The 24,362-nt window shown below is 67.3% G+C and carries 26 protein-coding genes and 1 tRNA gene; 11 read left to right on the top strand and 16 right to left on the bottom strand.

The features are described 5' to 3' along the window. Position 1: 1 nt before the first annotated feature. The 6 genes from ACFQEY_RS00345 to ahaH form a co-directional block, all read right to left on the bottom strand. Entirely contained in the window at positions 2 to 331 is a 330-nt protein-coding gene (locus tag ACFQEY_RS00345) for a V-type ATP synthase subunit F (protein WP_379763632.1), read from the bottom strand. Beyond that, a complete protein-coding gene (locus ACFQEY_RS00340) occupies positions 328 to 1,374 on the bottom strand; it encodes a V-type ATP synthase subunit C (RefSeq protein ID WP_379763630.1) in 1,047 nt (348 codons plus the stop codon). The genes ACFQEY_RS00345 and ACFQEY_RS00340 overlap by 4 nt, the downstream gene beginning before the upstream one ends. Beyond that, the gene (locus tag ACFQEY_RS00335; protein WP_379763628.1) at positions 1,371 to 1,949 is read right to left on the bottom strand and encodes a V-type ATP synthase subunit E; all 579 of its coding nucleotides are present in this window, start codon (positions 1,947 to 1,949) and stop codon (positions 1,371 to 1,373) included. The genes ACFQEY_RS00340 and ACFQEY_RS00335 overlap by 4 nt, the downstream gene beginning before the upstream one ends. Before the next feature lie 21 nt (positions 1,950 to 1,970). Further along, positions 1,971 to 2,222 carry a hypothetical protein gene (locus tag ACFQEY_RS00330; RefSeq protein WP_379763627.1) on the bottom strand — a complete coding sequence of 84 codons (252 nt, stop codon included), beginning with the start codon at positions 2,220 to 2,222 and terminating at the stop codon, positions 1,971 to 1,973. Positions 2,223 to 2,446: 224 nt separating this feature from the next. Then, entirely contained in the window at positions 2,447 to 4,660 is a 2,214-nt protein-coding gene (locus tag ACFQEY_RS00325; RefSeq protein ID WP_379765065.1) for a V-type ATP synthase subunit I, read from the bottom strand. 4 nt (positions 4,661 to 4,664) lie between these two features. Continuing rightward, the gene (gene ahaH, locus ACFQEY_RS00320) at positions 4,665 to 5,021 is read right to left on the bottom strand and encodes an ATP synthase archaeal subunit H (protein WP_379763625.1); all 357 of its coding nucleotides are present in this window, start codon (positions 5,019 to 5,021) and stop codon (positions 4,665 to 4,667) included. Positions 5,022 to 5,176: 155 nt separating this feature from the next. Between ahaH and ACFQEY_RS00315 the strand changes: the two genes are divergently transcribed. Next, on the top strand, positions 5,177 to 6,883 hold the full coding sequence (locus tag ACFQEY_RS00315; protein ID WP_379763623.1) for a nucleotide-binding protein: 1,707 nt from the start codon (positions 5,177 to 5,179) through the stop codon (positions 6,881 to 6,883). Between the two features lie 15 nt (positions 6,884 to 6,898). On the opposite strand, the gene ACFQEY_RS00310 is transcribed toward ACFQEY_RS00315, so the two are convergent. Then, positions 6,899 to 7,870, bottom strand: a complete 972-nt coding sequence (locus ACFQEY_RS00310) for a transcriptional regulator (RefSeq protein WP_379763621.1) — start codon at positions 7,868 to 7,870, stop codon at positions 6,899 to 6,901. Between the two features lie 158 nt (positions 7,871 to 8,028). On the opposite strand from ACFQEY_RS00310, the gene ACFQEY_RS00305 reads away from it, so the two are divergent. Further along, positions 8,029 to 9,534: a TiaS agmantine-binding domain-containing protein gene (locus ACFQEY_RS00305; RefSeq protein ID WP_379763619.1), complete on the top strand. Its 1,506-nt coding sequence runs from the start codon at positions 8,029 to 8,031 to the stop codon at positions 9,532 to 9,534. A 90-nt stretch (positions 9,535 to 9,624) separates the two neighbouring features. Here ACFQEY_RS00305 and ACFQEY_RS00300 read toward each other — a convergent pair whose 3' ends face one another. After that, on the bottom strand, positions 9,625 to 9,855 hold the full coding sequence (locus ACFQEY_RS00300) for a DUF7543 family protein (RefSeq protein ID WP_379763617.1): 231 nt from the start codon (positions 9,853 to 9,855) through the stop codon (positions 9,625 to 9,627). 140 nt (positions 9,856 to 9,995) lie between these two features. After that, positions 9,996 to 10,172 (bottom strand): hypothetical protein, encoded by a 177-nt coding sequence (locus tag ACFQEY_RS00295; protein ID WP_379763615.1) that lies wholly within the window; start codon positions 10,170 to 10,172, stop codon positions 9,996 to 9,998. Positions 10,173 to 10,330: 158 nt separating this feature from the next. Between ACFQEY_RS00295 and ACFQEY_RS00290 the strand changes: the two genes are divergently transcribed. The 3 genes from ACFQEY_RS00290 to ACFQEY_RS00280 all read left to right on the top strand — a co-directional run bounded on the left by ACFQEY_RS00290 (position 10,331) and on the right by ACFQEY_RS00280 (position 12,669). After that, entirely contained in the window at positions 10,331 to 11,452 is a 1,122-nt protein-coding gene (locus ACFQEY_RS00290; RefSeq protein ID WP_379763612.1) for an aminopeptidase P family protein, read from the top strand. A gap of 430 nt (positions 11,453 to 11,882) precedes the next feature. After that, a complete protein-coding gene (locus ACFQEY_RS00285) occupies positions 11,883 to 12,170 on the top strand; it encodes a DUF5789 family protein (protein ID WP_379763609.1) in 288 nt (95 codons plus the stop codon). Positions 12,171 to 12,222: 52 nt separating this feature from the next. After that, positions 12,223 to 12,669: a DUF302 domain-containing protein gene (locus ACFQEY_RS00280; protein ID WP_379763606.1), complete on the top strand. Its 447-nt coding sequence runs from the start codon at positions 12,223 to 12,225 to the stop codon at positions 12,667 to 12,669. A gap of 442 nt (positions 12,670 to 13,111) precedes the next feature. Here the strand turns inward: ACFQEY_RS00280 and ACFQEY_RS00275 are convergent, their stop codons facing one another. Then, positions 13,112 to 14,326, bottom strand: a complete 1,215-nt coding sequence (locus ACFQEY_RS00275; RefSeq protein WP_379763603.1) for a cation:proton antiporter — start codon at positions 14,324 to 14,326, stop codon at positions 13,112 to 13,114. Positions 14,327 to 14,368: 42 nt separating this feature from the next. Continuing rightward, positions 14,369 to 14,848 carry a cation:proton antiporter regulatory subunit gene (locus ACFQEY_RS00270; RefSeq protein WP_379763601.1) on the bottom strand — a complete coding sequence of 160 codons (480 nt, stop codon included), beginning with the start codon at positions 14,846 to 14,848 and terminating at the stop codon, positions 14,369 to 14,371. A gap of 120 nt (positions 14,849 to 14,968) precedes the next feature. Here ACFQEY_RS00270 and ACFQEY_RS00265 point away from each other — a divergent pair, with 120 nt between their 5' ends. Together ACFQEY_RS00265 and ACFQEY_RS00260 are read left to right on the top strand one after the other, a co-directional pair. Further along, complete coding sequence (locus ACFQEY_RS00265) at positions 14,969 to 15,286, top strand: DUF7562 family protein (protein ID WP_379763599.1); 318 nt, start codon at positions 14,969 to 14,971, stop codon at positions 15,284 to 15,286. 71 nt (positions 15,287 to 15,357) lie between these two features. Then, on the top strand, positions 15,358 to 16,659 hold the full coding sequence (locus tag ACFQEY_RS00260) for a ribonuclease catalytic domain-containing protein (RefSeq protein ID WP_379763597.1): 1,302 nt from the start codon (positions 15,358 to 15,360) through the stop codon (positions 16,657 to 16,659). Between the two features lie 33 nt (positions 16,660 to 16,692). On the opposite strand, the gene ACFQEY_RS00255 is transcribed toward ACFQEY_RS00260, so the two are convergent. From ACFQEY_RS00255 to ACFQEY_RS00245, 3 genes are all read right to left on the bottom strand, one after another. After that, positions 16,693 to 17,373 (bottom strand): MaoC family dehydratase, encoded by a 681-nt coding sequence (locus tag ACFQEY_RS00255; RefSeq protein WP_379763595.1) that lies wholly within the window; start codon positions 17,371 to 17,373, stop codon positions 16,693 to 16,695. Positions 17,374 to 17,468: 95 nt separating this feature from the next. Further along, entirely contained in the window at positions 17,469 to 18,713 is a 1,245-nt protein-coding gene (locus ACFQEY_RS00250) for an MFS transporter (protein WP_379763593.1), read from the bottom strand. A gap of 180 nt (positions 18,714 to 18,893) precedes the next feature. After that, the gene (locus tag ACFQEY_RS00245) at positions 18,894 to 19,028 is read right to left on the bottom strand and encodes a hypothetical protein (RefSeq protein ID WP_379763591.1); all 135 of its coding nucleotides are present in this window, start codon (positions 19,026 to 19,028) and stop codon (positions 18,894 to 18,896) included. Between the two features lie 371 nt (positions 19,029 to 19,399). On the opposite strand from ACFQEY_RS00245, the gene ACFQEY_RS00240 reads away from it, so the two are divergent. Continuing rightward, the gene (locus tag ACFQEY_RS00240) at positions 19,400 to 19,855 is read left to right on the top strand and encodes a type IV pilin domain-containing protein (protein WP_379763589.1); all 456 of its coding nucleotides are present in this window, start codon (positions 19,400 to 19,402) and stop codon (positions 19,853 to 19,855) included. A gap of 612 nt (positions 19,856 to 20,467) precedes the next feature. Here ACFQEY_RS00240 and ACFQEY_RS00235 read toward each other — a convergent pair. Continuing rightward, positions 20,468 to 20,539, bottom strand: a tRNA-Ala gene (locus ACFQEY_RS00235). A gap of 267 nt (positions 20,540 to 20,806) precedes the next feature. Here ACFQEY_RS00235 and ACFQEY_RS00230 point away from each other — a divergent pair. From ACFQEY_RS00230 to ACFQEY_RS00220, 3 genes are all read left to right on the top strand, one after another. Then, a complete protein-coding gene (locus ACFQEY_RS00230) occupies positions 20,807 to 21,556 on the top strand; it encodes a DUF120 domain-containing protein (RefSeq protein ID WP_379763587.1) in 750 nt (249 codons plus the stop codon). Further along, positions 21,556 to 22,350, top strand: coding sequence for a 3,4-dihydroxy-2-butanone-4-phosphate synthase (gene ribB / locus ACFQEY_RS00225; protein WP_379763585.1), 795 nt, complete (start codon positions 21,556 to 21,558; stop codon positions 22,348 to 22,350). Before ACFQEY_RS00230 ends, ribB begins: the two co-directional genes overlap by 1 nt. A 172-nt stretch (positions 22,351 to 22,522) precedes the next feature. Then, positions 22,523 to 23,452, top strand: coding sequence for a branched-chain amino acid transaminase (locus tag ACFQEY_RS00220; protein WP_379763583.1), 930 nt, complete (start codon positions 22,523 to 22,525; stop codon positions 23,450 to 23,452). Between the two features lie 112 nt (positions 23,453 to 23,564). Here ACFQEY_RS00220 and ACFQEY_RS00215 read toward each other — a convergent pair whose 3' ends face one another. Beyond that, complete coding sequence (locus ACFQEY_RS00215; protein WP_379763581.1) at positions 23,565 to 24,275, bottom strand: DUF502 domain-containing protein; 711 nt, start codon at positions 24,273 to 24,275, stop codon at positions 23,565 to 23,567. Positions 24,276 to 24,362: the final 87 nt, after the last annotated feature.

Below are 24,362 nucleotides of genomic sequence, written 5' to 3'. Positions count from 1 at the left end.
ATTAGTCGTCCTCCTCCATCAGGTCGATCCCGATGGCTCGTTTGATCTGGTCGCGCAGCCCGCCGCTGCCGGCTCCGGACCCGCCGAGCGTCACGAGCACGGGCTCGATACTCCCCTCCACCGCCTCGCGGGTCCCCCGCGAGAGGTGATCGAGGTCGTCGTCGTGCATCACGATGATGCCGGTGCCCTCGTCGGCGAGGGTCCGTTCGACGGCGTCGTCGAGCCGCTCGTCCTTCTCGTCGTCCGGTACGTTCTCGAATGTCCGCACGCCGGCGAGACGGAATCCGGTGGTGAACTCCGGGCTGCCGACGACGGCGATTTCCTGGCTCATGTAATCACCAGCTCCGATTCGATCTCCTCGGCCGACAGGCCGGCCTCCTTGCCCCGAGCGATCGCCCGGATGTTCTCGACCTCGCGCTCCTTCGCGAGGATGTACGAGATGATCGGCGTCACAGACACCGGGTGGATCGTGCCGAGCCGGTCCCCGTACGCCAACAGCGCGGCGTCGGTCGCGTGCTCGAACGCGATCAGGCTGTCCGCCTCCTCGAGTTCGCGCAGGGCCGGCCCCAGCTCGTCGGCGTACTGGCTGTCCGCGATGTACTCGACGAGGTCGTCGAGGTTCCGCGCGAGTCGCGCGAGCGACCCGCGAGTGAACAGCTCGCCGCCCTCGATGAAGTACGCTGCCGGGTCGATATCCGCGCCCGAACGAGCGAGTCGAAGGGCGTTCGCCGCGTTCCGGAAGTCGACCTCGGCCTTGAGGAACGCCTCGTACTGTCGAGTCGGCTCGTCGTTGCCGAGCCCCGACAGGAGCCGCTCGTAGAACGCGCGGTCGACGGCGTTCTCCAGCGGCACCAGGACGTCCGTCTCCTCGTACTCGGCGTACGCCGCTCGGAGCGGACCGCCGTAGATCGTGTCTTCGAGCACCTCGACGACCGCGTCGATCGAGTCTGCTTCGAGCAGCCGACGGATCCGACGGTCGTCGAACTCGCCGGCGCGGATCAGGTCGACCTCGACGTCGGACTGGTCCGCGTCCGTGTAGACGCCGCGGATGACCGTCTTCACGTTCCACGCGTCGAATTTTCGAAGATACCGGGCGATCTGATCGTACAGCGTCCCCTCGCTCCAGTCGAGGATGCCCTCGAACTGTTCCGCGAGGTTCCGGTTTAACGCGTACTCGATCAGGTCGACGCCGCCGTGGCGACTCCCCAGGGCGTTGATCTCCGCCCCGTAGCTCGACTCCTCCATGAACCGGGCGATCTCGGCCGGGCCCATCCGGGTGAGCTTCCTGTACTCCTCGTCGCCGTAGAGGCTGCCGCGGCGGGCACGAACCCGCGCGACGACGTACTCTGGGTTCGAGCTCCCGACGGCGCTCATTGGTCGAACAGTCGCTCCGAGATATTTTTCAACTCGTCGTCCCAGACGGACTCCAGGATCGAGTCGAACGTGTTGTTCACGCGAACGCGAGAGGTGTCGCTCTCCGCGACGACCCCGCCGAGACAGTCGATCTCGCCGTCGACATCGGCGTTTCGATCCGCGACGAGATCCTCGACGAGATCGACGTCCGCGGCGCGGGTGTAGACGGCGACGTCAGCGTCGTCGTCGAACTCCGCGAGGGTCGCGTCGAGGAGAGTCTCGGTCAGATCGCGGCGACGGTCGCCGTCGAGCGACTCGATGGTCGACTCGACGTCGTCGTAGACGTCTTGGAGGACGTCGCGACGAGCGCTGAGCCGCTCCTGTTTGGCCTCGAGTTTGGCCGAGGAGAGCGTCTGCTCACGCTCCTGTTCGATCTCGCGATCGACCTCGGCGAGCCGCTCCTCGCGGATGCGCTCGGCGTCGGCCTCCGCCTCGGCGACGATCTCGTCCGCCTCGGACTCCGCCGCCTCGCGGATCTCCTCTGCACGCGCGCGGGCTTCGTCTCGAACGTCCTCAACGACAGTGTCCAAACTCATTGGTGTGAAAGGGGGGACCGCTTAGACGATGAAGACGACGACGAGTGCGAGGATGACGATCGTCTCGGGAAGAACCGTCAGGATGAGCCCGTTGACGAAGAGGTCGTCGTCTTCGGCCATCGCGCCGACGGCGGCCGAACCGATTCCGCGTTCGGCGTAGCCCGCACCGAGCGCCGCGAGCCCGACGGCCAGCGCCGCCGCGGCGTTGGGATCAGTCAGTGTTCCACCGGTCGACAGTGCGACGTTCCCGACTTCGTTGGTAGCTTCAAGCATTGGTAGTAGTTGCGGTTGCTCGTCTCCGAACAGTTGTTATTTGCCGCCACAGTAGTCATAAAGCTTCCCAAAACGACCGAACGGAACCGCGGTAACGAGGCGCAAGCCCGGGGCTTACGGAGGTTCACCGATCGCCGAGCGGGCGAGTCCGGAATCCGGAACGAACGGCGATCGTGTCAGGTTTGTTGCGCAACGAGCAGGTGCGGACGGGAGGGGTTGACTCGTCAGTCGTCAGTCGTGTACTTTCGGTCGTACCCGAACGGCAGGTACGTCTCTCCGCCGCCCTGGTAGAACTTTCCGAAGAACTCGACGTACTCGAGACGGATGGCCTGAATGCCGGCGGACGAGACGCCGAGCAGGAGCACGACGATGTGGCCGACGATAGCCACGAGAATTCCGCCCACGAGAGCGGCGAGGCCGAGCCCGCTCGGTTCGAAGGCCGTCGTCATCCCCGCGAAGACGAGCTCGTACTCGCCGCCGTTCGCCACGGAGTTTTCCTGGATGTACGCGAGGTACTCGGGCGTGAAGATGAAGTGGAAGCTTCCCTCACCGCCGTCGCCGATGTACGCGCCGAACGCGAGCAGATTCACCGCGAGCGCCATCCCGCCCTTCGCGAGCAGCACCGCCATGATCCGGGCGTACGAGATGACGTTAACGATGGGCGAGAGCACTTCGGCGAGCTCGGCCGGTTCGCCGATGGCGAGCAGGACCGCGCCGAGCGCTGCGGCCGCGAGCGCGGCGTAGCCGACGGCGACCGGGAACCCAGCGAACGAGACCGCGCCGAGCGTGAGGACCGCAACGGAGTCGAACAGGAAGTCCGGCTTCGATCCGGACACGTGCTGGCTGAATATCCAGATCCACGCGCCGTTGAGCAGGAGGAGCCACGACGCGCTCTCGTAGACGGCGTGTTTCAGATCGTGCTGCTGGAGGTTGCTCACGAACGAGAGGACGTACCCCGCGTTCAGGTGGAGCATCCCGAACAGCACGCTGACCACGAGCCACGAGAGCGCCCAGTCGATATCCGCGGGGGAGAGCCCCTTCCCGACCGGCCAGTGCTCGATGCCGAACAGCGGGTACGCGTGGTAGCCGAACACGTCGATCCCGTAGTAGATCCCGAACAGGATCGTGAACAGGCCGGCCCAGACGGAGACCGCGCCCAGCTCTCGGAACGTTCCCTCGTAGTTCGCGTACAGGAAGACGCCGATGGCGGCGTACAACACGCCGTAGCCGATGTCTCCGATCATGAATCCGAACATGAGCGGGAACGTGAGGAAGACCAAAAGCGTCGGGTCGAACTCCGAGTACTTCGGACGACCGAAGCCCTGAACGAGCAGTTCGAAGGGACCGGCCGCCTTCCCGTTGCTCTGAACGACCGGCGGGTCGTCGTTCCCGTGGGGCGCGTGGCCGCCGTCCGTGGCTGCCTCGCGGTCGGCGTCTCCCTCGGCCGTCGCGGTCGCGGGGTCTGTGCCGCCCGGGGAGCCGCCGTCGGCGACCGCCTCCGTGTGGTGGTCGCCGTCGGGAGTGAACGACGCGCGTTCGAGCTCCTCGACTTCGGCGTGATCGCCGACCGCGTCGGCGATGGCCGTCTCGAAGTCGGCGAACGTCTCGGTCGGGACCCACCCCTCGGCGATGAACGCGTTCTCGGTGGTCGCGAAGGAGAGCGGCGCTTCCTTCTTTTGCGCCTCGATGGTCAGCTGCTCTTCGGCGCGGAGTAGGAAGTCGGCAGCCTCCGCTTTCACGTCGGCGAGCTCGGCCTCGATATCGTCGAGGTCGGCGCGCAGGTCGGCGCGCTCGCGTTCGAGCTCGGCGACGTACTCGCTCGGGCTCGCGTCCGCCTCCGGCACCTCCAATAGCGCGATGTCGATGCCGACGAGCGAGTCCTGTAGGACGCCGTCGTCCGCACCGTCAGCGGGCTTCGCGAAGATGGCCACGACGTCGCCGCCCGCGAACACCTCGTGGGCGTCGATCCCAGTGGCGTCGGCCAGCGTCGCCTCGACGGCGTCGGCCTTCGCCTCGCCGACGACGACTTCGAGCGAGTCGTACCCCCCGAGGAGGTCGAGCTCGATGCCGAGGTCGGCGAACGGCTCCATCCGGTCTATCTCCTCCCGTCGGTCGCGGATCGCTCCCTGGAGGTCGTCGCGCTCGTCGTTGAGTTCGTTGACGCGCTCGCGCACGTCCGCGAGCTCGGCTTCGAGCGCCGCGTCGTCGATCGCGGCCGCGGCGTCGACCTCGTCGCCCTCGACGTCGAGGATGCTCTCCAGCGAACGGACGGTGACGAGCCGCTCGTTCACCGTCTCCGCCCCGTCGAGCGACTCGCCGGGCGAGAAGCCCTCGTAGCGCTCGTCGTAGTCGGTGACGTGCAGGGAGTGGTGAGCGTACGCCGCTTCGATCACGTCGTCGACGACGCGCTTCGAGCCCGTCACCGACACCTTGCTCATCCGCTCAGGCCTGAGCATCCACCGCCTCCTCGGCCTGTTGGTTCACCGCTTCTTCGAACCGTTCGACGGCGTAGTCGACGGCCGAGTCCACGCGGTCGCGGGCCTCGCGTTCGAGCTCGTCGCGGTCGGAACGCCCCGCTTCGAGGATCTCCTCGCGGCGTTCCTCGATGTCCTCGCGGGCCGCCTCGAGCCGCTCGTCGGCCTCGGAGGCCGCCTCCTCCTCGGCCTCGGCGCGGATCTCCTCCGCGCGCTGTCGAGCCTCGGCGAGGCGCTCGTCGGCGTCCGATTCCGCCTCCGCGATGATCTCGTCCGCCTCCGTTTCAGCCTGCTTGATCCGGTCGAGCACCTCTGGTCTCGCCATGCTACTAATCGCCTGAAACTCCACGAGCGACGTATAAGGTGTTTGCGAAAGCGAGCGGTGGCTCCGGTCGGCGCGGACTCGGATCCGGCCCGAAATTCGCCTCGATCGGCGCGTCGCCGCCTACATTTAAGTACCAGTCGCCGGACCGTCACCGTATGACAACGGTGTATGCGGTCGCGTCGGCGAAAGGTGGGGTCGGAAAGACCACCACGACCGCGGCGATAGCGACGATTCTGGCCGACTCCGGTGCTGACGTCGTCGCGATCGACGCCGACATCGGCATGGCGAACCTCGCGGGGACCGTGGGCGTGACGCCAGGCGAGACCACCCTTCACGACGTCCTCGCCGGACGAGCCGACCCGCTCGACGCGGTTCACGACGGCCCCGCCGGGCTCCGCGTCGTTCCGGGGGCGACCGACCTGGACGCGTACGCGGCGGCGGATACCTCGGAGCTTCGGGCGGTCGTCGACGCCTTCGACGACGCCGACTACGTGTTCATCGACGCGGGAGCCGGACTCTCGCACGACTCCACGCTCCCGCTCGGACTCGCGGACGCGACCCTGCTCGTCTCAACGGCCGAGCGGAACGCGCTCGTCGACACCGAGAAGACCCGACAGCTGACCGAGCGGCTCGGCGGCACGATCGCCGGAGTCGCGATCACCCGCGCGGGAGCCGACATCGAGACCGAAGACGACGTCACCCGGACCCTCGACGCGCCGGTCCTCGCTCGGATCCCGGAGGACCCCGCCGTGTTGCGGGCGTCGAAGGCGAACGAGCCGCTCCCGGCGTTCGCACCCGACGCGCCGGCGACCCGCGCGTACCGAGACCTCGCCCGAGCGCTGACCGGCGCGGAAATCGAGACTCTCGCACCCCCCGAAGGCGACGACGACGCGACGGACGACGCGAGAGACGACGTGACGGACGACGCGAGAGACGACGTGACGGACGACGCGAGAGACGACGCGACGGACGACGCGAGAGACGACGCGAGAGACGACGCGACGGACGACGATTCCCCCGGCGACTCTCCCGGCGATGCGCGCGAGCGTGCAGTCGAGCGCGATCCGGAGGCGGCACCTGCCGACGAAGGGGCTCCAGCCGACGAGGACATTATCGTCGCCGACTCCGAACCGGCCGGGCTGGGCGAGGAAGGCGACGAGGAGGACATCATCGTCGCCGCCGAGTCGCCGGTTTCGGAGGCCGAGGAGGTCGATTCGGGGAGCGAGTCGCCCGAATCTGAGAACGAATCGCCCGAGTCGGGGAGCGAGTCGCCCGAATCGGAGAGCGAGTCTCCAGTTTCGGGGAGCGAGGACGAAGGAACGCGAGACGGTCCGGGAGGCGTCGATGACCCAGAACCCGTCGACGACACCGGGATCGACGGTGACACCAAAACGGTGGGGGAGGATCACGTCGACGCCGACGATCTCGAATCGATGATCGAGGAGGACCTCGGCGACGACGGGGCCTTCGACGGCGAATCGGAGCCGTTCGATGGCGACGCGGAGTCGGCCGATGACGGTTCGATCGCCGGCGACGAGTCCGTCGAGGACGCGAATACGGACGACCTCGACGAGGCCGACGCCTCGACCGACGACCGGGCGGACGCCGAAGAAACGGGCGTCGGCGATTCGGCCGAGACGGACATCGCCGATATCGACGACGAACTCGCGGGGAGCGTCCCGTTCCGCGACGACGACACCGGGACGATGAACACCGCCCTCGCGGAGGAGCGATCGAACGAGACCGACTCGGAAGGCGACGAGAGCGGCGATGAGAGCGGCGACGATCGAAGCGACGATGAGAACGGCGACGGCGGGAGCGATGGCGACGGCGGGTTCTTCAGTCGGTTGCTGGGACGGTGAACACGAGAGGGCGTCTCAGGCCTCCGACGGGGCCTCCGCGCGATCGCGGATGAGCTCGCGGATCTCCTCGGGATCGGTGATGCCGGCGAGCTCCTCACAGGAGACGAGCGCGGTGCCGTCGACCGACTCGCGCTTCTCGTTTTCCTCGGTGAAGTAGACGGAACGGGTGCGCGCGACCTCGCCGATGGAGGACATGATCCGCGCGCGCTTCTCGGCCGCGGGGGTGAACGCCGAGTGACCGGTGAGCACCCGCGTCACGGCGCTGTTCTCGTCCTCGGAGACTGCCTTGAACGGGGCTCTCGCCGTCGGGTGGACGGTGAATCCGGCGTTCGTGAGCACGTGGAGGACGTGCTCGTCATCCGGGTCGGTCTCTGGCGCTGAGGGGGTCGGGTCGGCGTCGCGGACGCCGTCAGCTCCTTCGAGCACGTCGACGGGGCTGGAGAACGGCTCGTTGAACAGCTCCTCAAGCTGAATCGCGACCTCGATGGAGGCGTTCATTCCGTCCTCGTACTTCGAGACCGTGCGTCGGGAGACGCCGAGCTCGGTCGCGAGCCGTCCGAGCGACCAACCGCGCTCCTCGCGTTCGTCGGCGAGCAGGTCGCCGTCGAGGCTGACGTAGAGCCCGCCGGGGGCGGCGTAGATGAGCGGGGGCATCCCCTCGACGAACAGGTCGTAGCCCGTGTCGGGGTTGATAACCGGGACGCCGTGCCGGAAGTAGACGACGCCCGGCTTCAGCTCCTCGTCTCGCGTCCGGATCCCGATCACCATCGGCGTCGCTTGCAGATACTCGCCGAGACGGCGCATCTCCGCGCCGGTCTCCGCGTCGAGCGCGTCCACGTTGCCAAGGATCTTCAGGAGAACGAGGTCTTCCCCGCGGCGAGCGGCAACGTCGAAGCTCTTGGGCCGGACCGCACACCGGTCGCTGACGAGGAAGCCCGCGTCCTCCAGCATCGCGGTGACGTTCCCGATGAGCGCAGTCCGGGACATACCCGAGATAAGCGGCTCGGCGTATATATGCGTTGTGTCAGTTGTGTGCGCGAGAATCGTCCGCCTCCGTGCGATTTCTCGACCGAACTCCGCGATCGGGGCGTCCCCTTCGGCCGAGTCCCGAAACCGGTTTGTTCGGGAGCGCGAAAGGGACGCGCATGACCATCGTCGCCGTCGACGACACCGACTCCCGCGAGCGCGGGATGTGTACGACGTACGTCGGCGCGAGGCTCGCAGAGCGGCTCGACACCGTCGGCGGCCGGGTCCTGCGGCGTCTCCTCGTCCGGCTCAATCCCGCCGTGAAACACAAGACGCGGGGGAACGCCGCCGTCGCGATCCACGTCGACGGGGTCGGCGTCGCCGAGGCGTTCGATATCGCCGAGCAGACGGTCCGGGAGTTCGCCGCCGCGAGCGACCCGCGGACCTCTCCCGGCGTCGTCGTCGCCGACATCAACGTCGCCGACATCAACGTCGCCGACATCGACATCCCCGATATCGACGACGACGGCGATCCGTTCGCTCTGGAGGATGTCGTGGAATCAGGGCGCACGTCGATCCCTGACGACGTCGCCGACTTTGCCAGGCGCGCGCTCCGTCACCGCCTCCCACTCGACGAGGCGCTCGCGCTCGCCGACGAACGCGGGTTCAGACACGCGGCGTTCGGCTCCGGCGGGGCGACGGGTTCTGACGCCGTCGAGGGGCGGGGACGGATCGGCGCGCTGGCCGCGATCGGCGCGCCCGCCGCGTTCGACGACTGGACCGCCGAGCGCATCGCCTATCGGGAGCTGGACCGCTGTGGGACGCCACGCGAGGTCGACGTCGAGAGCATCTTCTCCGCCGCGGACGAGGCGTACCCGGTCGTCTGGGACACCGTCGATCGGGAGACCGGGGCGGCCGTCTGCGTGCCCAACGCGCCCGGACCGATCCTCCACGGGATCCGCGGCGACGACGCCGAGGCGTGCCGGCGGGTCGGCGAAGCGATCGAGAGCGAGCCCGTCGAGCGCACCGCGACGTTTCTGACGAATCAGGGCACAGACGCCCACCTCGCACCCGGAACGATTAACGACCTCCGCGACAGCGCCGGATATCGTGTCGACGCCGTCGTCACGGCCGAACCGGAGACGAAGCGGGGGGGCCGGGTCCACGTCGACGTCGCGCGGGACGAACACGTCGAGATGGGAATCGAAGCCGCAGACCGGACGGACGACGCCGACGGAGCGACGGCCGCCGACGGAGCGGCGACCGCCGTCGAACGGCTCCGTTGCGTCGCGTTCGCGCCGACCGGGCGTTTCCGCGATCGCGTCCGCGCGCTCCGCCCCGGCGATCGGGTGACGCTTTGCGGCGAGCACGAACGACGGGACCTCGGAGAGGGCTCGGAGCGGATCGCGACGCTGAAACTGGAGAAATTCGCCGTGCGAGACCTCGTCCGGACCGAGCCCGCGGTCCCGGCGTGTCCCGAGTGCGGTCGATCGATGTCGTCTGCCGGCCGGGATCAGGGCTACCGCTGTCGCGAGTGCGGCACCGACGCTTCCGGGAAGGTCGATCGCGAGATCGACAGGGAGATCGAACTCGGGTGGTACGAGGTTCCGCCGAGCGCGCGCCGACACGTCGCGAAGCCGCTGATTCGAGGCGGATTCGACGCGCCGACCCATCCGGAGCGGTGAGGGCGGATGGGCGGTGAGGGCAGTGAAGGCGGGAAGGCGGTCACAGCTGTGCGGATCGGCGGACCGGAGCGGGCGGTGCCGAGGCCAGATTCACTCGTCGAGATCGCGCTCCGCGCGCCACGCCGCTGCCCGGTCGAGCGCGTCCTCGCGCGCGCTGAACCGCTCGCGCTCGTAGGTCGATTCATCGGCGGCCTGTTCCATGACGTCGAGGCGGACGACGAACCCGCCGTCGCCGCGCTCGCGGACGCGGACCGTCGCGTAGCCGTCCGACCGCTCCCACTCGGTGATCACGTCGTCCTCGCGTCCCAGAGACCAGCTCATACCGAACACGGCGGCCGCGCCTGCTAAAACGACCCGGTTCGGCGGCGGAACGGACACCCGACCGCGAGGCGCGGCTGAACGGACACTCGACCGCGAGGCGCGGCTGAACGGACACCCGACCGCGAGGCGGCCGGTGCGACTCAGTCGGCGCGCGTCGATCGACGTGATTCCACCGGTCCGGCCGGGGTGCGCGGAGTCGTCGAGTGCGCACACACTGGGCAGACCGCGTAGCCGAGAGCGTCGTAGGGAATCGAGGCCGCGGGGGCAGTCACGCCGCACTCCGGGCAGTCGAACATCGCCGGGTCTTTCGCTCCCATGTCTCGTATTACCACGGATACACTGATTGGTATGCACACACTAACGCCCGCTTAGATCGCGATCGCGCCGGCGGATCCGACCGGTTTGTCGAGGACGCGCCGGCCGGCCCCTCGACCGGCATCACGACCTATATCCGGTCGCCGAACGGAGGCTCACCATGGCCGAGGATATCCACGCGGACCGGCGCGAACGCGCGGCGTCGCGGCTCCGAGACGCGGGCGTCGACGGGCTGATCTGCTTCCCGAGTCGAAACCTCCAGTACCTCACCGGTTTCGAGGAATCGCCGGGGGAACGACACCTTCTCCTCGTGATGCCGGCGGCGGGTCGCGAGCGCGACGATCCGAGTCTGCTCGTTCCCGCGCTGTACGAGCGACAGGTCCGAGAGGAGACCACCGTGGCGGACGTGCGGACGTGGCGCGACGGCGACGACCCGACCGCGGCGGTCCGCGAGCTGTTCGGCGAGTTCGGGCTCGGGGAGGGGCGGCTCCTCGTCGACGACACGATGTGGGCGACGTTCACGCAGGACCTCCGGGATGCCGCGCCGGACGCGACGTGGGGGCTCGCGAGCGAGATTCTCGCCGACCTCCGCGTGCGGAAGGACGAGGCCGAGTTGACGGCGATGCGCGCGGCGGCCACGGCCGCGGATGCGACCGTCGACGACCTCCGGGATCTCGGCGCTGACGCGGTCGGGATGACGGAGTCGGAACTCGCCGACTGGATCGTCGATCGCATGGGCGAACACGGCGGAGACGGCCCGTCGTTCGGCCCGATCGTGGGCGCTGGACCGAACGGAGCGAAGCCGCATCACGGTCACGGCGACCGCGAGATCCGTCCCGGCGATCCGGTCGTACTCGACTTCGGCACGCGGGTGGACGGGTACCCCTCCGATCAGACGCGAACGCTCGTGTTCGACGGCGACCCGCCCGCGGCGTACGAACGGATCCACGAGACCGTCCGCGAGGCGCAGGCGGCCGCGATCGCCGCCGTCGAGCCGGGCGCGACCGCCGAGTCCGTGGACCGGGCAGCGAGAGGCGTGATCGAGGATGCGGGACGCGGCGACGCGTTCGTCCACCGAACCGGCCACGGCGTGGGCCTCGACGTCCACGAGGAGCCCTACCTCGTCGCGGGCAACGGCCGGACGCTCGAACCGGGGATGGTGTTCTCCGTGGAACCGGGGATCTACCTCGACGGCCGGTTCGGCTGTCGGATAGAGGACCTCGTCGTCGTCACCGAAGACGGTTGCGACCGGCTGAATCGGACGGATCGCGGATGGCACTGACGGAACGGAACGCCGGCGTCGAACCGATCGGAAACTGAGAAGCGAACGAGCTGGTTGTGGTTGAACGAGCTGGTTGTGGTTGAACGAGCTGGTTGTGGTTGTTTGTTCCCGCTCGCGCGCAAAACCGGCGCGACGTGGGGTCGACGCCGAGGTGTGCGACGTGCGACGACGGGAGTCGTGTGCCTTACCCCCAAGCGGAAGTTACTGCCGCATCGTATAATCGTACTACCGAATAATTTCGGGTGGACGGGTGACCGCTCCGGTTCGGATTCGACGCATCGGTGGCTCTGCCGAGATGGATGGTGGTTGAATCGATCGAAGGGCCACTTATATTGGGAGCGGGCGGCGAACCCGGTGGGACCGCTCGCGGCCGGGCGGCGACGCGAGGGCGCATCGAAACCATTAGTGTCGCCGGAGCGGAATCGGGGGTATGAGCGATACCGACGAGGCCGACGAGGCCGAACCCGCCGTCGAGCTCGGCGAGGGACCGGACGTGTCGGGCGAGCCGATCGCGCGCGTCGCGTCTCGGCTCACGTGGCCCGCAAAGCGAAGCGACGTGGTGACACAGGAGGGCGACGCGGTCGTCCGAAGCCCGGAGGGGCCGCGCGACCTCGACGAGGTGCTCGCCGACGCCGAGGTTCCGCTGTTCGAGAGCCGGAGCGAGTTCGTCGCGACGGTCGAGGAGCTGGTGGGACGCGGCCCGGTCGCGACCGAGTAGACCGGTCGTCGGTCCCCGCGGGATTTTTGGTCCGTCGACGCCGAATTGACGTATGGCGATACCGTTCGATCCGCACGAGCTGGACCCCGAGGAGTACGGCGAGACGCGGACGACGCTGTCGACCGACCACGAGTCGGCCATCGAGCGCGTCCGCGAGGTGTGTACCGACGCCGGCTTCGGCATCCCCGTCGAGTTCTCGCCGTCCGAGATGCTCAACGAGAAAGTCGATGCGGACCGCGACCCGTACTACGTGCTCGGGGCCTGCAACCCTGCGATGGCGGACCGCGCGCTCGACGCGACCGACGGCCGGATCGGCGGGCTGTTCCCCTGTAACATGGTCGTCTGGGAGGCGGCCCCCAACGAGCAGGTCGTCTACCACATCTCGATCATGAAGACCGCGCGGCTGCTCGGCCTCCCGGTCGACGACGAGGCGATGGACGCGATCATCGCCGACACCGGCGAGATGGTCGACGCCGTGTTCGACGAACTCGCGGAGTGAGCAACGGCCGGCGACTAGGTATTTAACTGATCGAACGCGGCAGCGGCGACTGCTTATAAATGAACGTGGCGGTGGCGCGTGCCTGCGAGCGGCCGGTAGGCCGCGAGCAGACCGCGCGAGGGACGCGGCGAACGGAGTGAGCCGCGAGGTTGGGGAGGCATGAGGTACAGTTGCGGTGCTGTGCGGGGTGGGACTCAAAGGGGCAGTCGCGAGTAGCGAGGGCGACCGGAGGGAGCCCTCGTAGCGAGCGGTGAAACCGCGAGCTCGTCGCGGCTGGGGCTTTGGAGGAGGTAACCGCGCCAGCAACGATCACTTATAAGCGGGTGAGTGCGGCGGAGAACGGATCCACCGCCCCGTCAACGACTTATAAATATCCGCCGCCGACAACGCCATTTACTTATAAACAACCGACCTCTCAAGCGCTCTCTCCGTCGCTAGCCGGCTATGACGGATCCAGCCACGAGACCGCGATCGACTCGAACGGCGCGGAGTACTGCATCAGCGTCGTGCCGAGGATCGCCATCACGAGCACGTAGCCGACGGCGAACGCGTTGATCGTCTGCGCGAGCGCCGGATCGAACGCGCCGGCCTCACCCGCGCTCACCGCGACCGTCGCGATGATCAGCGAGAACTCCCCGCGGGTGGTCATCCCGAGGGCGACGCGGGTCGATCGACGAGCATCGAGGTCGAACGCGCGCCCGGCGAGGAAGCCGGTGACGAGCTTCGTCGGCGTCGTCACGAGCACCGCGAGCGCGATCAGCGCCGCCACCCCGCCGAACAGCAGCGGGTCGGTGACGAGCCCGATCCAGAAGAAGAACACCGCGGCGAACAGATCGCGAACGGGTTCCAACATCGCTTCGACGTCGTGAGCGTACTCGGTCGAAGCGAACGCCATCCCGACGAAGAAGGCGGCGACCGCCTCGCTCACCCCGAGCGCGAGCGCCGCGCCGGCGATCAGCACCACGGTCGCGATCGTCCGGAGCGCGAGGAACTCGGGGTTGTCGGTCGCGACCAGCCGGGAGAAGATCGGCGTGCCGAAGTGAACGACGCCGAGGAGGACGAGGATGAATCCGATCGCGACTCCGATGTCGACGACCGCCGCACCCACGTCGCCGCCGCCGAGCGCGATCGCGGACGCGACCGCGAGGTAGACGGCGATGAACAGGTCCTCGTACACCAGGGTACCGAGCATCGGTTCCGCCTCGTCGTTGGCGATCCAGCCGAGGTCGATGAGCGACTTCGTGATCACCGCCGACGAGGAGATGTACACGATGCCGGCGATCAGGAACGCCGGCAGGAACGCGCCGAAGACGAGCCAGCCGAGGACGAACCCAGCACCGAAGTTCGCGAGGTCGATCGTGCCCGCCGTCCCGATCTGGACCCGCCGGTCGAACAGCCGGTCGAGGTTGAACTCCAACCCGAGGAAAAACAGGAGGAACACGATCCCGAGCTCCGCCCCGATCGCGATGAACTCCGACTCTGGGACGTAGACGGTGCCGAGCGCCGGTAGCGAGGCCCGCCCGAGGACGAACTCGCCGAGCAGCATTCCGGCGACGATGTAGAAGGGGATCACCGACTGGTCGAGCCGGTTCGCGAGCCCGCCCACGCCCGCGATCGCGGCGAACACGATCCCGAGTTCGAGGAGGGCGTCAGCCACCGATCGCCACCTCCGTGCGGAGTCCGTCGGCGTTTCGACCGCTCATTCCGTCAGGATCTCCTCGAACGCCGCGCAGTTCTCGGGAGTGCCGACGCCGATCAGCGTGTCGGCCTCGCGGAGGGTGGTGCCGGCTCCGGGGCTGTCGATGACCTCGTCGCCGCGTTGGATCGCGACGATCGCGATCCCGGTCCGGTTGCCGATGTCGGCGCTCTCCAAGGTCTCGCCGATCAGCGGCGACCCCGGCTGGAGCTCGTACCACTCGAGGAGGATCCCGCCGGGGAGCGTCGTTTCCTGGGTTTCCGGTTCGACGGGCTGGAAGTACGCGCCCTCGATGATCGACCCGATCGTCCGGGCGAGGTCGTCGCTGAACTCGAACACCTTCTCGGAGTCGGCGTCCGGGTCGGCCCGCCGGAACACCTCGCGTTTGCCTGTGTTGTGGATGACGACGATCATGTCGTCGCCTCGGAGCTCGATCTCGAACTTCTTCCCGACGCCCGGGAGGTCGGATTCCGTGATCGTCATACCGGTGGAAGCGGGGCCACCCTAATAGGCGTGTACGTCGAGGTCGGCGCGGTCGGAATCGTCTGACGGGCGTCAGCCGCCGCACCAAACGCTAAGTGCGGTGGGGTCGAGGCCAGCAACATGTGGCGAGCCCGGAGGAACCGGGACCGGCGGACGGTGATCTGCATCGCGTGCGGAGACTCGGTGCTCCGGGAGGATGCGCGCGAGTACGACAAGGAGGGTGACCGGTGGAGCCGGCGAGACAAGACGTTCGAGTACCTCTGTACCGACTGCGACGACGAGATCTGCCACCAGCCGCGGGACGGGCTCGAATCGCTCCTCCTCTCCATCGAGTCCGACGGAATCGCGCGCGGGGAGTTCCTCGGCCGCTACGCCGACGCCGTCGACGACGCCGTCGACGACGCCGGATCGGCGACGGGCTCCGATCGAGATCGGTGACCGCGGCCGCGGGACGCAACCGCCCTCCACCGCCCGACAGGCCTTTCTAACGGACCCGCGTTGGTGACGGTATGTCAGACGACGAGCCGAAACCCGGGTCCGCCGAGGACCAAGGCCCCGTGACGATCACGGCGGAGTTGGCCGACCGCCTCGCCGAGAAGCGGGCGGATCTGTTCGAGGAGTTCGAGATCCGCGACGAATTCCCGAGCGAGGTCCTTCGCGAGGCCGAGACCCGGACCGAGGGCGTCTACGACGAGATCGAATCGGAGATCGACGAGCGACGAGACCTCCGTGACCTGACGACGTGGACCACCGACCCGATCGACGCGCAGGACTTCGACGACGCCATCTCCATCGAGCGCGAGGAGGACGCCTACCGACTGTGGGTCCACATCGCCGACGTGACGCACTACGTCACCCCCGACACCGCGATGTGGGAGGAGGCCGTAAAGCGGGCGAACACGGTCTACCTCCCCGACTACACGATCCACATGCTCCCGCCGGTTCTCGCCGAGACCGTCTGCTCGCTCGTCCCGAACGAGGACCGGCTGGCGCACACCGTCGAGATGGAAATCGACGACGAGACGCTCTCGTTCGAGGACATCGACATCTACAAGTCCGTCATCAACTCCGACGAGCGGCTCACCTACAAGGAATGCGAGGGGCGGTTGGAAGACCCCTCCTTGCCCCTCGGCGAGGAGAACGAACTGGCCTACGAGCTGGCGGACCGGATGCACGAGCAGCGCAAGGAAGATGGCTCGCTCGTGTTGAACCCCAGCCGCGACCGCGCGCACACCATCATTGAGGAGTCGATGCTCAAAGCGAACAAGGCAGTGACGCACACCCTGATGTGGGACCGCGGCGTCGAGGCCATGTATCGCGTCCACCCGCAGCCCACGCCCGACCAGTGGAACGAGGCGCTCCGCGAGATCCAGGAGCTCGACTCCGTGTCGATCCCCGGCGACGCGTGGGGCGACGACCCGCGCAAGGCCGTCAACGCCGCCCTCGAAACCGCGCCGGACCGACAGCTCAACAAGATCCAGCGCGCCGTGCTGAAGGTGATGCCCCGGGCGAAGTACATGAACGACCCGTTCGGCGGCCACCACGCGCTCAACTTCGACATCTACGGCCACTTCACCTCTCCTATCCGCCGGCTCTCCGACACGATCAACCACTGGATCGTCCACGAGAACGACGTGCCCGAGAACCTCCTCGAACTCTGTGATCACGCCAGCGACAAACAGAAGGACGGCGAGACCGCAGAGCGGCTCTACAAGCAGTTCCTCCAGGAGCAGGGGCTCGACCCGTACGCCGTGAACAACCGCGGCGTCGAAGTCGTCGACGATCCCGAGGAAGCGAAACACGCGGTCTGACCGCGAGAGCGGTGCGTCGCGTCGGCGGTTCCGTTATTTCAGGTCTTCCGGCTGGGTGCCGATCCCCTCGGGCCACCCCGTCGGTCTCGCCGCGCTGGGCTCGGCGTGCGACCGTTTCAACACCATGGGGGTGCGCTCCAACGAGAGCACGAGGTCGCCGTCCTGGTTGTACGCGCGCAGCTCCGTGGTGACGATGCCGACGTGGTCGCGCGAGGACGACTCCCGCTTTTCGAGCACCTCCGACTCAGCGAACAGCGTGTCCCCGTGGAAGACGGGCGCGTGGTGGCGGATGTCGTCGTAACCGAGGTTCGCCGTCGCGTTCGCGCTCACGTCGACGACGCTCATCCCGACGGCGAGCGCGATGACGAAGGTGCCGTCGACGAGGCGCTCGCCGAACTCCGTCTCCGCGGCGTACGCCTCGTTGAAGTGCATCGGGTTGCAGTTCATCGTGACGTTCGTGAACCAGACGTTGTCCGTCTCGGTCACCGTCCGCCCGTAGGGGTGTTTGTACACGTCGCCGACGGCGAAGTCCTCGTAGTAGCGACCCTCCCACCCGCCGACCAGCCGGCGATCGGAGCCGCCGTCGGTCGCGGCGGTGACGGCAGTTTCGGTGGTCGCATCGGCCGCGGCGGTTTCGGCGGTCGTATCGGCCGACGCACTCGATTCCGCCTCCCCCGATCCCGTGCTATCGTGTGCACTGCTGTCTCGGACCATACGGCTAGCGACGCCGAAGGATCAAAAGAGGGTTGCGTTCGCGGCTCCGCTCGGCTTCGCTCGGCGTCGGGGCGACGAGATCGACACCTCACGGGTCAGTCCCGGCGCGTCGCGGCCCGCACGACCGCGGTCGCGGAGAGCGCGCCCACGGCCGCGATCCCCGCCAGCACGACGAACAGCTCGCTCGCTCCCGCCCGGGTGAGCACCGTCCCCGCGAGGGCCGCGCCGAGCGACCCGACGCCGAAGATCGCGAGGTAGGCGTATCCGAACGAGAGCCCCCGAGCGTCGGGCGGGGAGTAGGCCGCGACCGTCGCCTGCGAGAGGGGTTGGACCGTGAACAGCGCGACGCCGAGGAGCAGCGACACCGCGAGGAACGTCGGCGCGCTGCCGCTCGCGGGGACGAACAGCAACGCGAGCACGACCAGCGCGGCCATGAGGCCGATCAGGGCGCGCTCCGGCCGGATCCGGTCGGCGATTCGACCGCCGAGGTACTGCCCGAGCACGCCGACCGTGAGGATCGCGACGTAGAGATACCGCGCCAGGTCGAACTCCTCGGCGTACGGGCTTTCGGGGTCGATCAACTGGACGTCTATCAGCCCGGAGAGCACGTCCCCGAGCAGGTCCGGGAGGAACGTGAGAAACGTCCGGTAGTAGAGCCCGCTCGACGTGGCGAACGCCAACACGATCAGGAACCCGCCGCCCATGAGAACGCGCGTGTCGCCCACGACGCTCGACAGCGTGACCGCCTCGTCGGCGTCGGCCTCCTCCTCGTCTCCTCCCGTCTCCCTCTCCCCGTTGGTGTCGACCGTTGCACCGTACGCGGCGACGACGACCGCAGGGATCGTGAGAAGGGCCGCGACGATCTGCCAGTCAAAGGCCAAAAGCAGGAGCGCGGTCGCGAGCGGGCCGAGTGCGATCCCGAGGTTTCCGCCGATTCCGTGGTATCCGAGGGCGGTCCCGCGCTGGTCGATGGTCTTCGAAATCAGCGCGAGCCCCGCCGGGTGGTACACGCTCGCGGTGACGCCCCACAGCGCGATCGCGAGTCCGAGGGTGAGGAGGTTCGGCGCGAGGCTCACGAGCAGGAACGACCCGGCCATCCCGGCCAGACACGCGAGGATGAGCGGCTTCGATCCGAAGCGATCGACCAAGATCCCGCCCGGAAGCGCACCCACGCCGAACAGACCGTAGCCGATCGTGACGACGACGCCGAGCGTCGCGGCGGTCGTCGAGAACTCCGCGATCCACACCGTGAGCAGGATCGGGATCGAGAGCTCGTAGGTGTGAACGAGCCCGTGTGAGCCGGCCGTGAACGCGACGATTCGCCGCTCGGCGGTGTCCATTGAAATCGTCGTTCTCGACGCCGCGGGATAGACCCGGTGGTAGCTGCCGGGGTTGCCGGGAGGTCCTCTCTGGTCGGTCGGACGCTCGACGCGTGGAAAACGGAACTGTGGGAGTGGGAAGAATGGACCGTCGGAATGGGCGGGCGAGTCACGGGCGCGTTCGCGAAGAGCGCAGTCTGTCTACCCGAGGTTGAACGACGTGTAGAGCAGGAGTCCGACGGATATGGCGATCACGAGCACGAGCCAACCGATCATGATGGCACCCATCTGGCGATGCGTGAGGTTCTGTCCCTCGAGTATCTCGGAGACGCTCATGGTCGAACTAACTCACTGAGAGTATATAATGGGTCTGTATCTAATGGGTCCGTATCGAACGATCGGGCCGAACGCGGCGAGAAGATCGTGCCGAACGCGACGAGGACGGTCCGACCGAACGCGGCCAGGACGGTCCGTGCAACGTGCAGGCGGATGTCACAGGCACAAAGCGGTATCCCCGGAGGCGATCGGCTCGCCCGTCCAATTTTCACGACTGATATTAGTGCCAATAAGTACATAAGTCCGCTCGTCGTCTGCTCTCATAACCAGCGCCCGGTCGGAACGGACGCGGGGCGATGTGGGCGTCGACGGTGGCGCGCTACAGTCCCCGAAGCGCCGTTCCGGCGGTGTACAGCTGGGTTCAACCAATCATGAAACCAACCACCCAATCCGACTCGGACGACCGTGCGGTGAGCCCCGTTATCGGGGTTATCCTCATGGTCGCCATCACGGTTATCCTGGCCGCCGTCATCGGAACGTTCGTGCTCGGACTCGGCGATCAGCTCGGCGAGAGCGCACCGCAGGCATCGTTCTCGACGGATAACGTGACGTACGACGGTACTAACATCAGCTTCGACATCGAGAAGACCGGTGGGCAGGACCTGACGACGAGTGAAGTCGTTCTCTCCGTCGGTGGGGAGAGATACGGTGATGTTAATGCAACCTCATCGGGAGACCTCGGCGAATCGTGGCAAACTGGGACCACAGTTTGGTTCGACGACTACGGTGGAACCTTAGAGAGCGATGAACGCGTCGATATCCAACTGATCCACGAACCCTCGGGACAAGCAATCTACCAAACGACCGTCACCGTTCCAGAGCAATAATCTAGCGGCTATTCGCGGTTTTACTTTTAAATATACACCAACGATTCGAGTAGTCGAATCACCGGAGATCGACCTCCGTATCTAGGGTGACTATTAGATTTCCGGCGTTAATCGCTTATACCCGTTGACAATGCGTTGAGTATCTCCAAAGTTCCATTTGTTCGCTTATCTGTCGTTGCTGGCGCAGTGACCACCCACAAAACCCCAGCTGCGAGGCACGGAGCGCCTCTGGCAGCCGGCGCGCAGCGCCGGCGACTGCCCCTTTGAATCCCGCCCGACCGCAACCACACAGCACCTCACACCTCCCCAACCTCGCGGTTCGCGCTCTCCGAGCGCTCACCGCGTCCCTCGCGCGGTCTGCTCGCGCCCTACCGGCCGCTCGCAGGCACGCGCCACCGCCACGTTCATTTATAAGTAGTCGTCACCATCGCGCTCGCCTATTTAAATAAGCCGTCACCGGCGACGATCTGTAAGACTTGCTCCGAGTGTGAATTCGATGCATGTTGCGCCGCTTGTGCGTTACTTGCGGTGTGAAAGCATGAACTCGCGGGGTCCCCGCGAGCGCAGCGAGCGGGGGCACGCGAGGGAACGAGACGAACGAAGTGAGTCGAGTGGACTCGCGGGGATTTGAACCCCGGGCCTCTTCCTTGCGAAGGAAGCGATCTGCCGCTGATCTACGAGCCCTCATCGTCGAACAATCGCCGTTCGTATTTGTACCTTACCTTTCGAGGACTCGCGCGCGAGTGGATCCCACCCGGAACGGCCGTCGCGGCCCGCCGCAATCCGCCACGGTGACCGCCGGAACCGACGGGGTTAGGTATCCGCCGCCGCGAGTTCGAGTCGAAGCGGACCGGCGTCGTGAAGACGACGCCGAACGTAAACGTGATTAACGTTTTTGGGATGCGTTCCATATTCGTTACCCTTTTGCGTGCGGGCGACCCAGATCGAGGTATGGCAGAAGCGACGGCGACGGCGGATCCCGACCCGGCCGCGATAGCGGCCCTGAAACACGTCGGGCTCGTCGGCGGCCTGACCGAGACGAAGGTGTCGTGTGCGGCCCTCGGCGACCGCCTCGACGCCTCGACGCAAACCGCCTCCCGACGACTCCAGACCCTCGAATCCGCGGGGTACATCGAGCGCGACGTCGTGGGCGACGGCCAGTGGGTGCGCGTCACCGGCGCTGGCGAGGCCGCGCTCCGCGCCGAGTACGCCGACTACCGCCGGCTGTTCGAAACGGAAGTCGACCTCGTCCTCCGCGGGGCCGTCACCGGGGGAATGGGCGAGGGCCGCCACTACATCACGCTGCCCGGCTACGCCGAGCAGTTCCGCTCGCGGCTCGGCTACGAGCCGTTCCCGGGAACCCTCAACGTCGATCTCGCGGAGGAGAGCGTCCGCCGCCGCGGCGAGATGGCCGGCATCGACGCGGTCCCGATCGACGCGTGGGAGGACGAGGACCGGACCTACGGCGCTGCGTCCTGTTACGCGGTCACCCTCGTCACCGACGACGAACGCTACGAGACGGTCCACGCGATCGTCCCCGACCGGACCCACCACGACGACGACCAGCTCGAACTGATCGCCCCGGACCGACTCCGCGACGCCCTCGATCTCGCCGACGGCGACGGCGTCGAGATCCGGGTGGCGGCGACGACGCGGGCGGACGCCCCCGAGACCGACGCCGTCGAGACGGAGGTGGCCTGATGCGGGCGGGCGTCGACGCAGACGGAGAGACGAATGCGGAGGTCGGGGGAGAGGCGGATACAGAGGTGGGGGGCAATGCCGAAACCGCGACCAACCCCGACCGCGGCGATCGCGGCGACTGCGGTGAGTGGCCGACCGCGGTCGACCGCGCGCTCGACGCGTTCCGCGCCGGCGACCCGGTCTGCGTCCACGACTTCGCTGACCGCGAAGGCGAGACGGACATCGTCTACCCCGCAGATGCCGTCGACGAGGCGGCGGTCGCGCACATGCGCAACGACGCGGGTGGACTCATCTGCGTCGCGGTCGACGACGCCGTCGCGGACGCGTTCGAACTCCCGTTCCTCGCGGACGCGCTCGACCATCCCGCCGTCGACGACGACCCCGCCTACGACGACCGCTCGTCGTTCTCGTTGCCCGTGAACCACCGCGAGACGTTCACGGGGATCACGGACGAGGACCGCGCACGGACGATCGTCGAACTCGCGGCCGCGGCCGCCGCGGTCGACGCCGACCCGGCCGGATACGGCCCCGCCGAGTTCGCTGCCGAGTTCCGCGCCCCCGGACACGTCCACGTGCTTCGGGGCGCGCGCGACGGCCTCGGCGGCCGGACCGGTCACACGGAGCTGGGCCTGGCGCTCGCGGAGGCGGTCGACGCCGCGCCCGCCGCCGTGGTCTGTGAGATGCTCGACGACGAGACCGGCGAGGCCCTGACGCCCGAGGACGCCGCCGTCTACGCTCGCCGCCGAGAGATCCCCTACGTCGAGGGGGCCGACCTCGTCGAGGCACTCAAATAACCGACCAGCATGCTGTCGGCATGCGCCGTCCTCACGGCTGGGGTTTTGGAGGAGTCGACTGCGCTGTCAGCTGCTTACAAGCGAACGGCTGGAGCGTTCGCAGTGGATAATCGGTGGTCGCCGCGTTCTCCGCATGTCACAGATTTAAGCCCGCCCACCGTGACCTCCGGGTATGGGATTCGACGAGATGGACGTCGACACGATCTGGAAGAACGGTGAGTTCCTCGACTGGGAGGACGCGACCACTCACGTTCTGACCCACGCGCTCCACTACGGGAGCGGCGTGTTCGAGGGCGTCCGCTGTTACGACACCGAGGAGGGATCGGCGATCTTCCGCTGGGACGAGCACCTCGACCGACTGTTCGACTCCGCGAAGATGTACGACCTCGACATCGGCCACTCCCGCGAGGAGATCACCGAAGCGACCCTCGAACTACTCGACCGACAGGACCTCTCGTCCGGGTACATCCGGCCGATCGCCTACTACGGATACGACTCGCTCGGCGTCTCGCCGGCTGACTGCCCGACCGACCTCGTCGTCGCGGCGTGGCCGTGGGGCACGTACCTCGGCGAGGAGGCCCTCAACGACGGCGTTGACGTGATGGTCTCCTCGTGGCGGAAGCACGCCTCCTCGCAGGTCCCCACGAACGTGAAGACCACCGGCCTCTACGTCAACTCCATGCTGGCCGGCGAAGAGGCCCGTCGGAACGGCTACGTCGAGGCCATCGTTCTGAACAAGGAAGGCAACGTCGCCGAGGGGCCGGGCGAGAACATCTTCATGGTGAACGACGGCGAGATCTACACGACCGGTCCCGCTCAGTCCATCCTCGAAGGGATCACCCGCGACACCGTCATCACCCTGGCGAGGGATCGCGGCTATCAGGTCCACGACGAGGCCGCCATCTCCCGCGGCCAGTTGTACACCGCGGACGAGCTGTTCTTCACCGGCTCCGCGGCCGAGGTGACCCCGATCCGCTCCGTCGACGACACGGAGGTCGGCACCGGTACCCGCGGACCGGTCACGGAGGAGCTGCAGGACGCCTTCTTTGACCTCGTCGAGCGGCGGACTGACGCCCACGACGACTGGTTCACATACTTATAAACAGCAGCTCGGTCGCCGTTCCGCTCCGCGACTCGTCTTCTCCGATCAGTCATCGTCGCCGCTCCCGTCCGTCGTCGATCAGTCGTCGTCGCTGATCAGTCGCTGGCGCTGATCAGTCGCTGTCACCACTTCCGTCCGGTGACGGGCGATCGGACTCGCCCGGGGTTCCGTCAGTGCGGACGCCGCCGACGCCGCCGGGCCGTCCGGTGGTTCCCTCGGGCGGGCGCTCCTCCTCGACGGGGACCTGATGCGCAGATTCAGCGAAGCCGGCGGAGAGGACGCGGGTCATTCCCTCCTCGACGGTCTCGCCGGTCTCCTCGACGCGCTCTGGTTCGACCTCGATCACGAAGCCGGTGGTGATGTTCGGCGCGGTCGGCATGAACAGGACGATCTTCCCGTCTCTGGTCTTCTTTCCGGTTCGGAAGGCCGTCATTCGGATCCCCGGCCACGTCTCGATGTATACCGGACTCTGGAGTTCGTCCGTCCCGGAGACGGCGGTCTCGATGGCGAGCTTCGAGGCGTTGTACACCACTCGAAGGGCGGGAATCCGGTTTATCGCGCCGTCGACGGCCGACTCCGCCAGCCGACCGAACGTCGTCCGCATGAAGTACCCGACCGCGAGGACGACCGTGGCGAACACCGCGAGCGCGATGATCACGCGGGAGACGGGCTCCAGCGGTCCGGGGATGATCGCCGGCTGGAGGTCCTCGATCAACGGGATCGACGCGATATAGCGGTAGATCCACTGGATGACGAGAAGGAGAACTAACAGCGGGGCCAACACGATGAGGCCGCTGGCGAAGTCGCGTTTCCACGTGGACATCTATCGAATTGATATGCGACGGCGATGTTTAAGAGGGCTTCTACGCGACGGCACCGCGACGCGTCGGCTCCGGTGGCGCGACCGCTC

Origin of the sequence: Halorubrum trueperi (assembly GCF_042662525.1) — an archaeon.
GTDB lineage: Archaea > Halobacteriota > Halobacteria > Halobacteriales > Haloferacaceae > Halorubrum > Halorubrum trueperi.
Note: the sequence above shows the minus strand (reverse complement) of the source record. Positions and strands in the feature narration are given on the sequence as shown.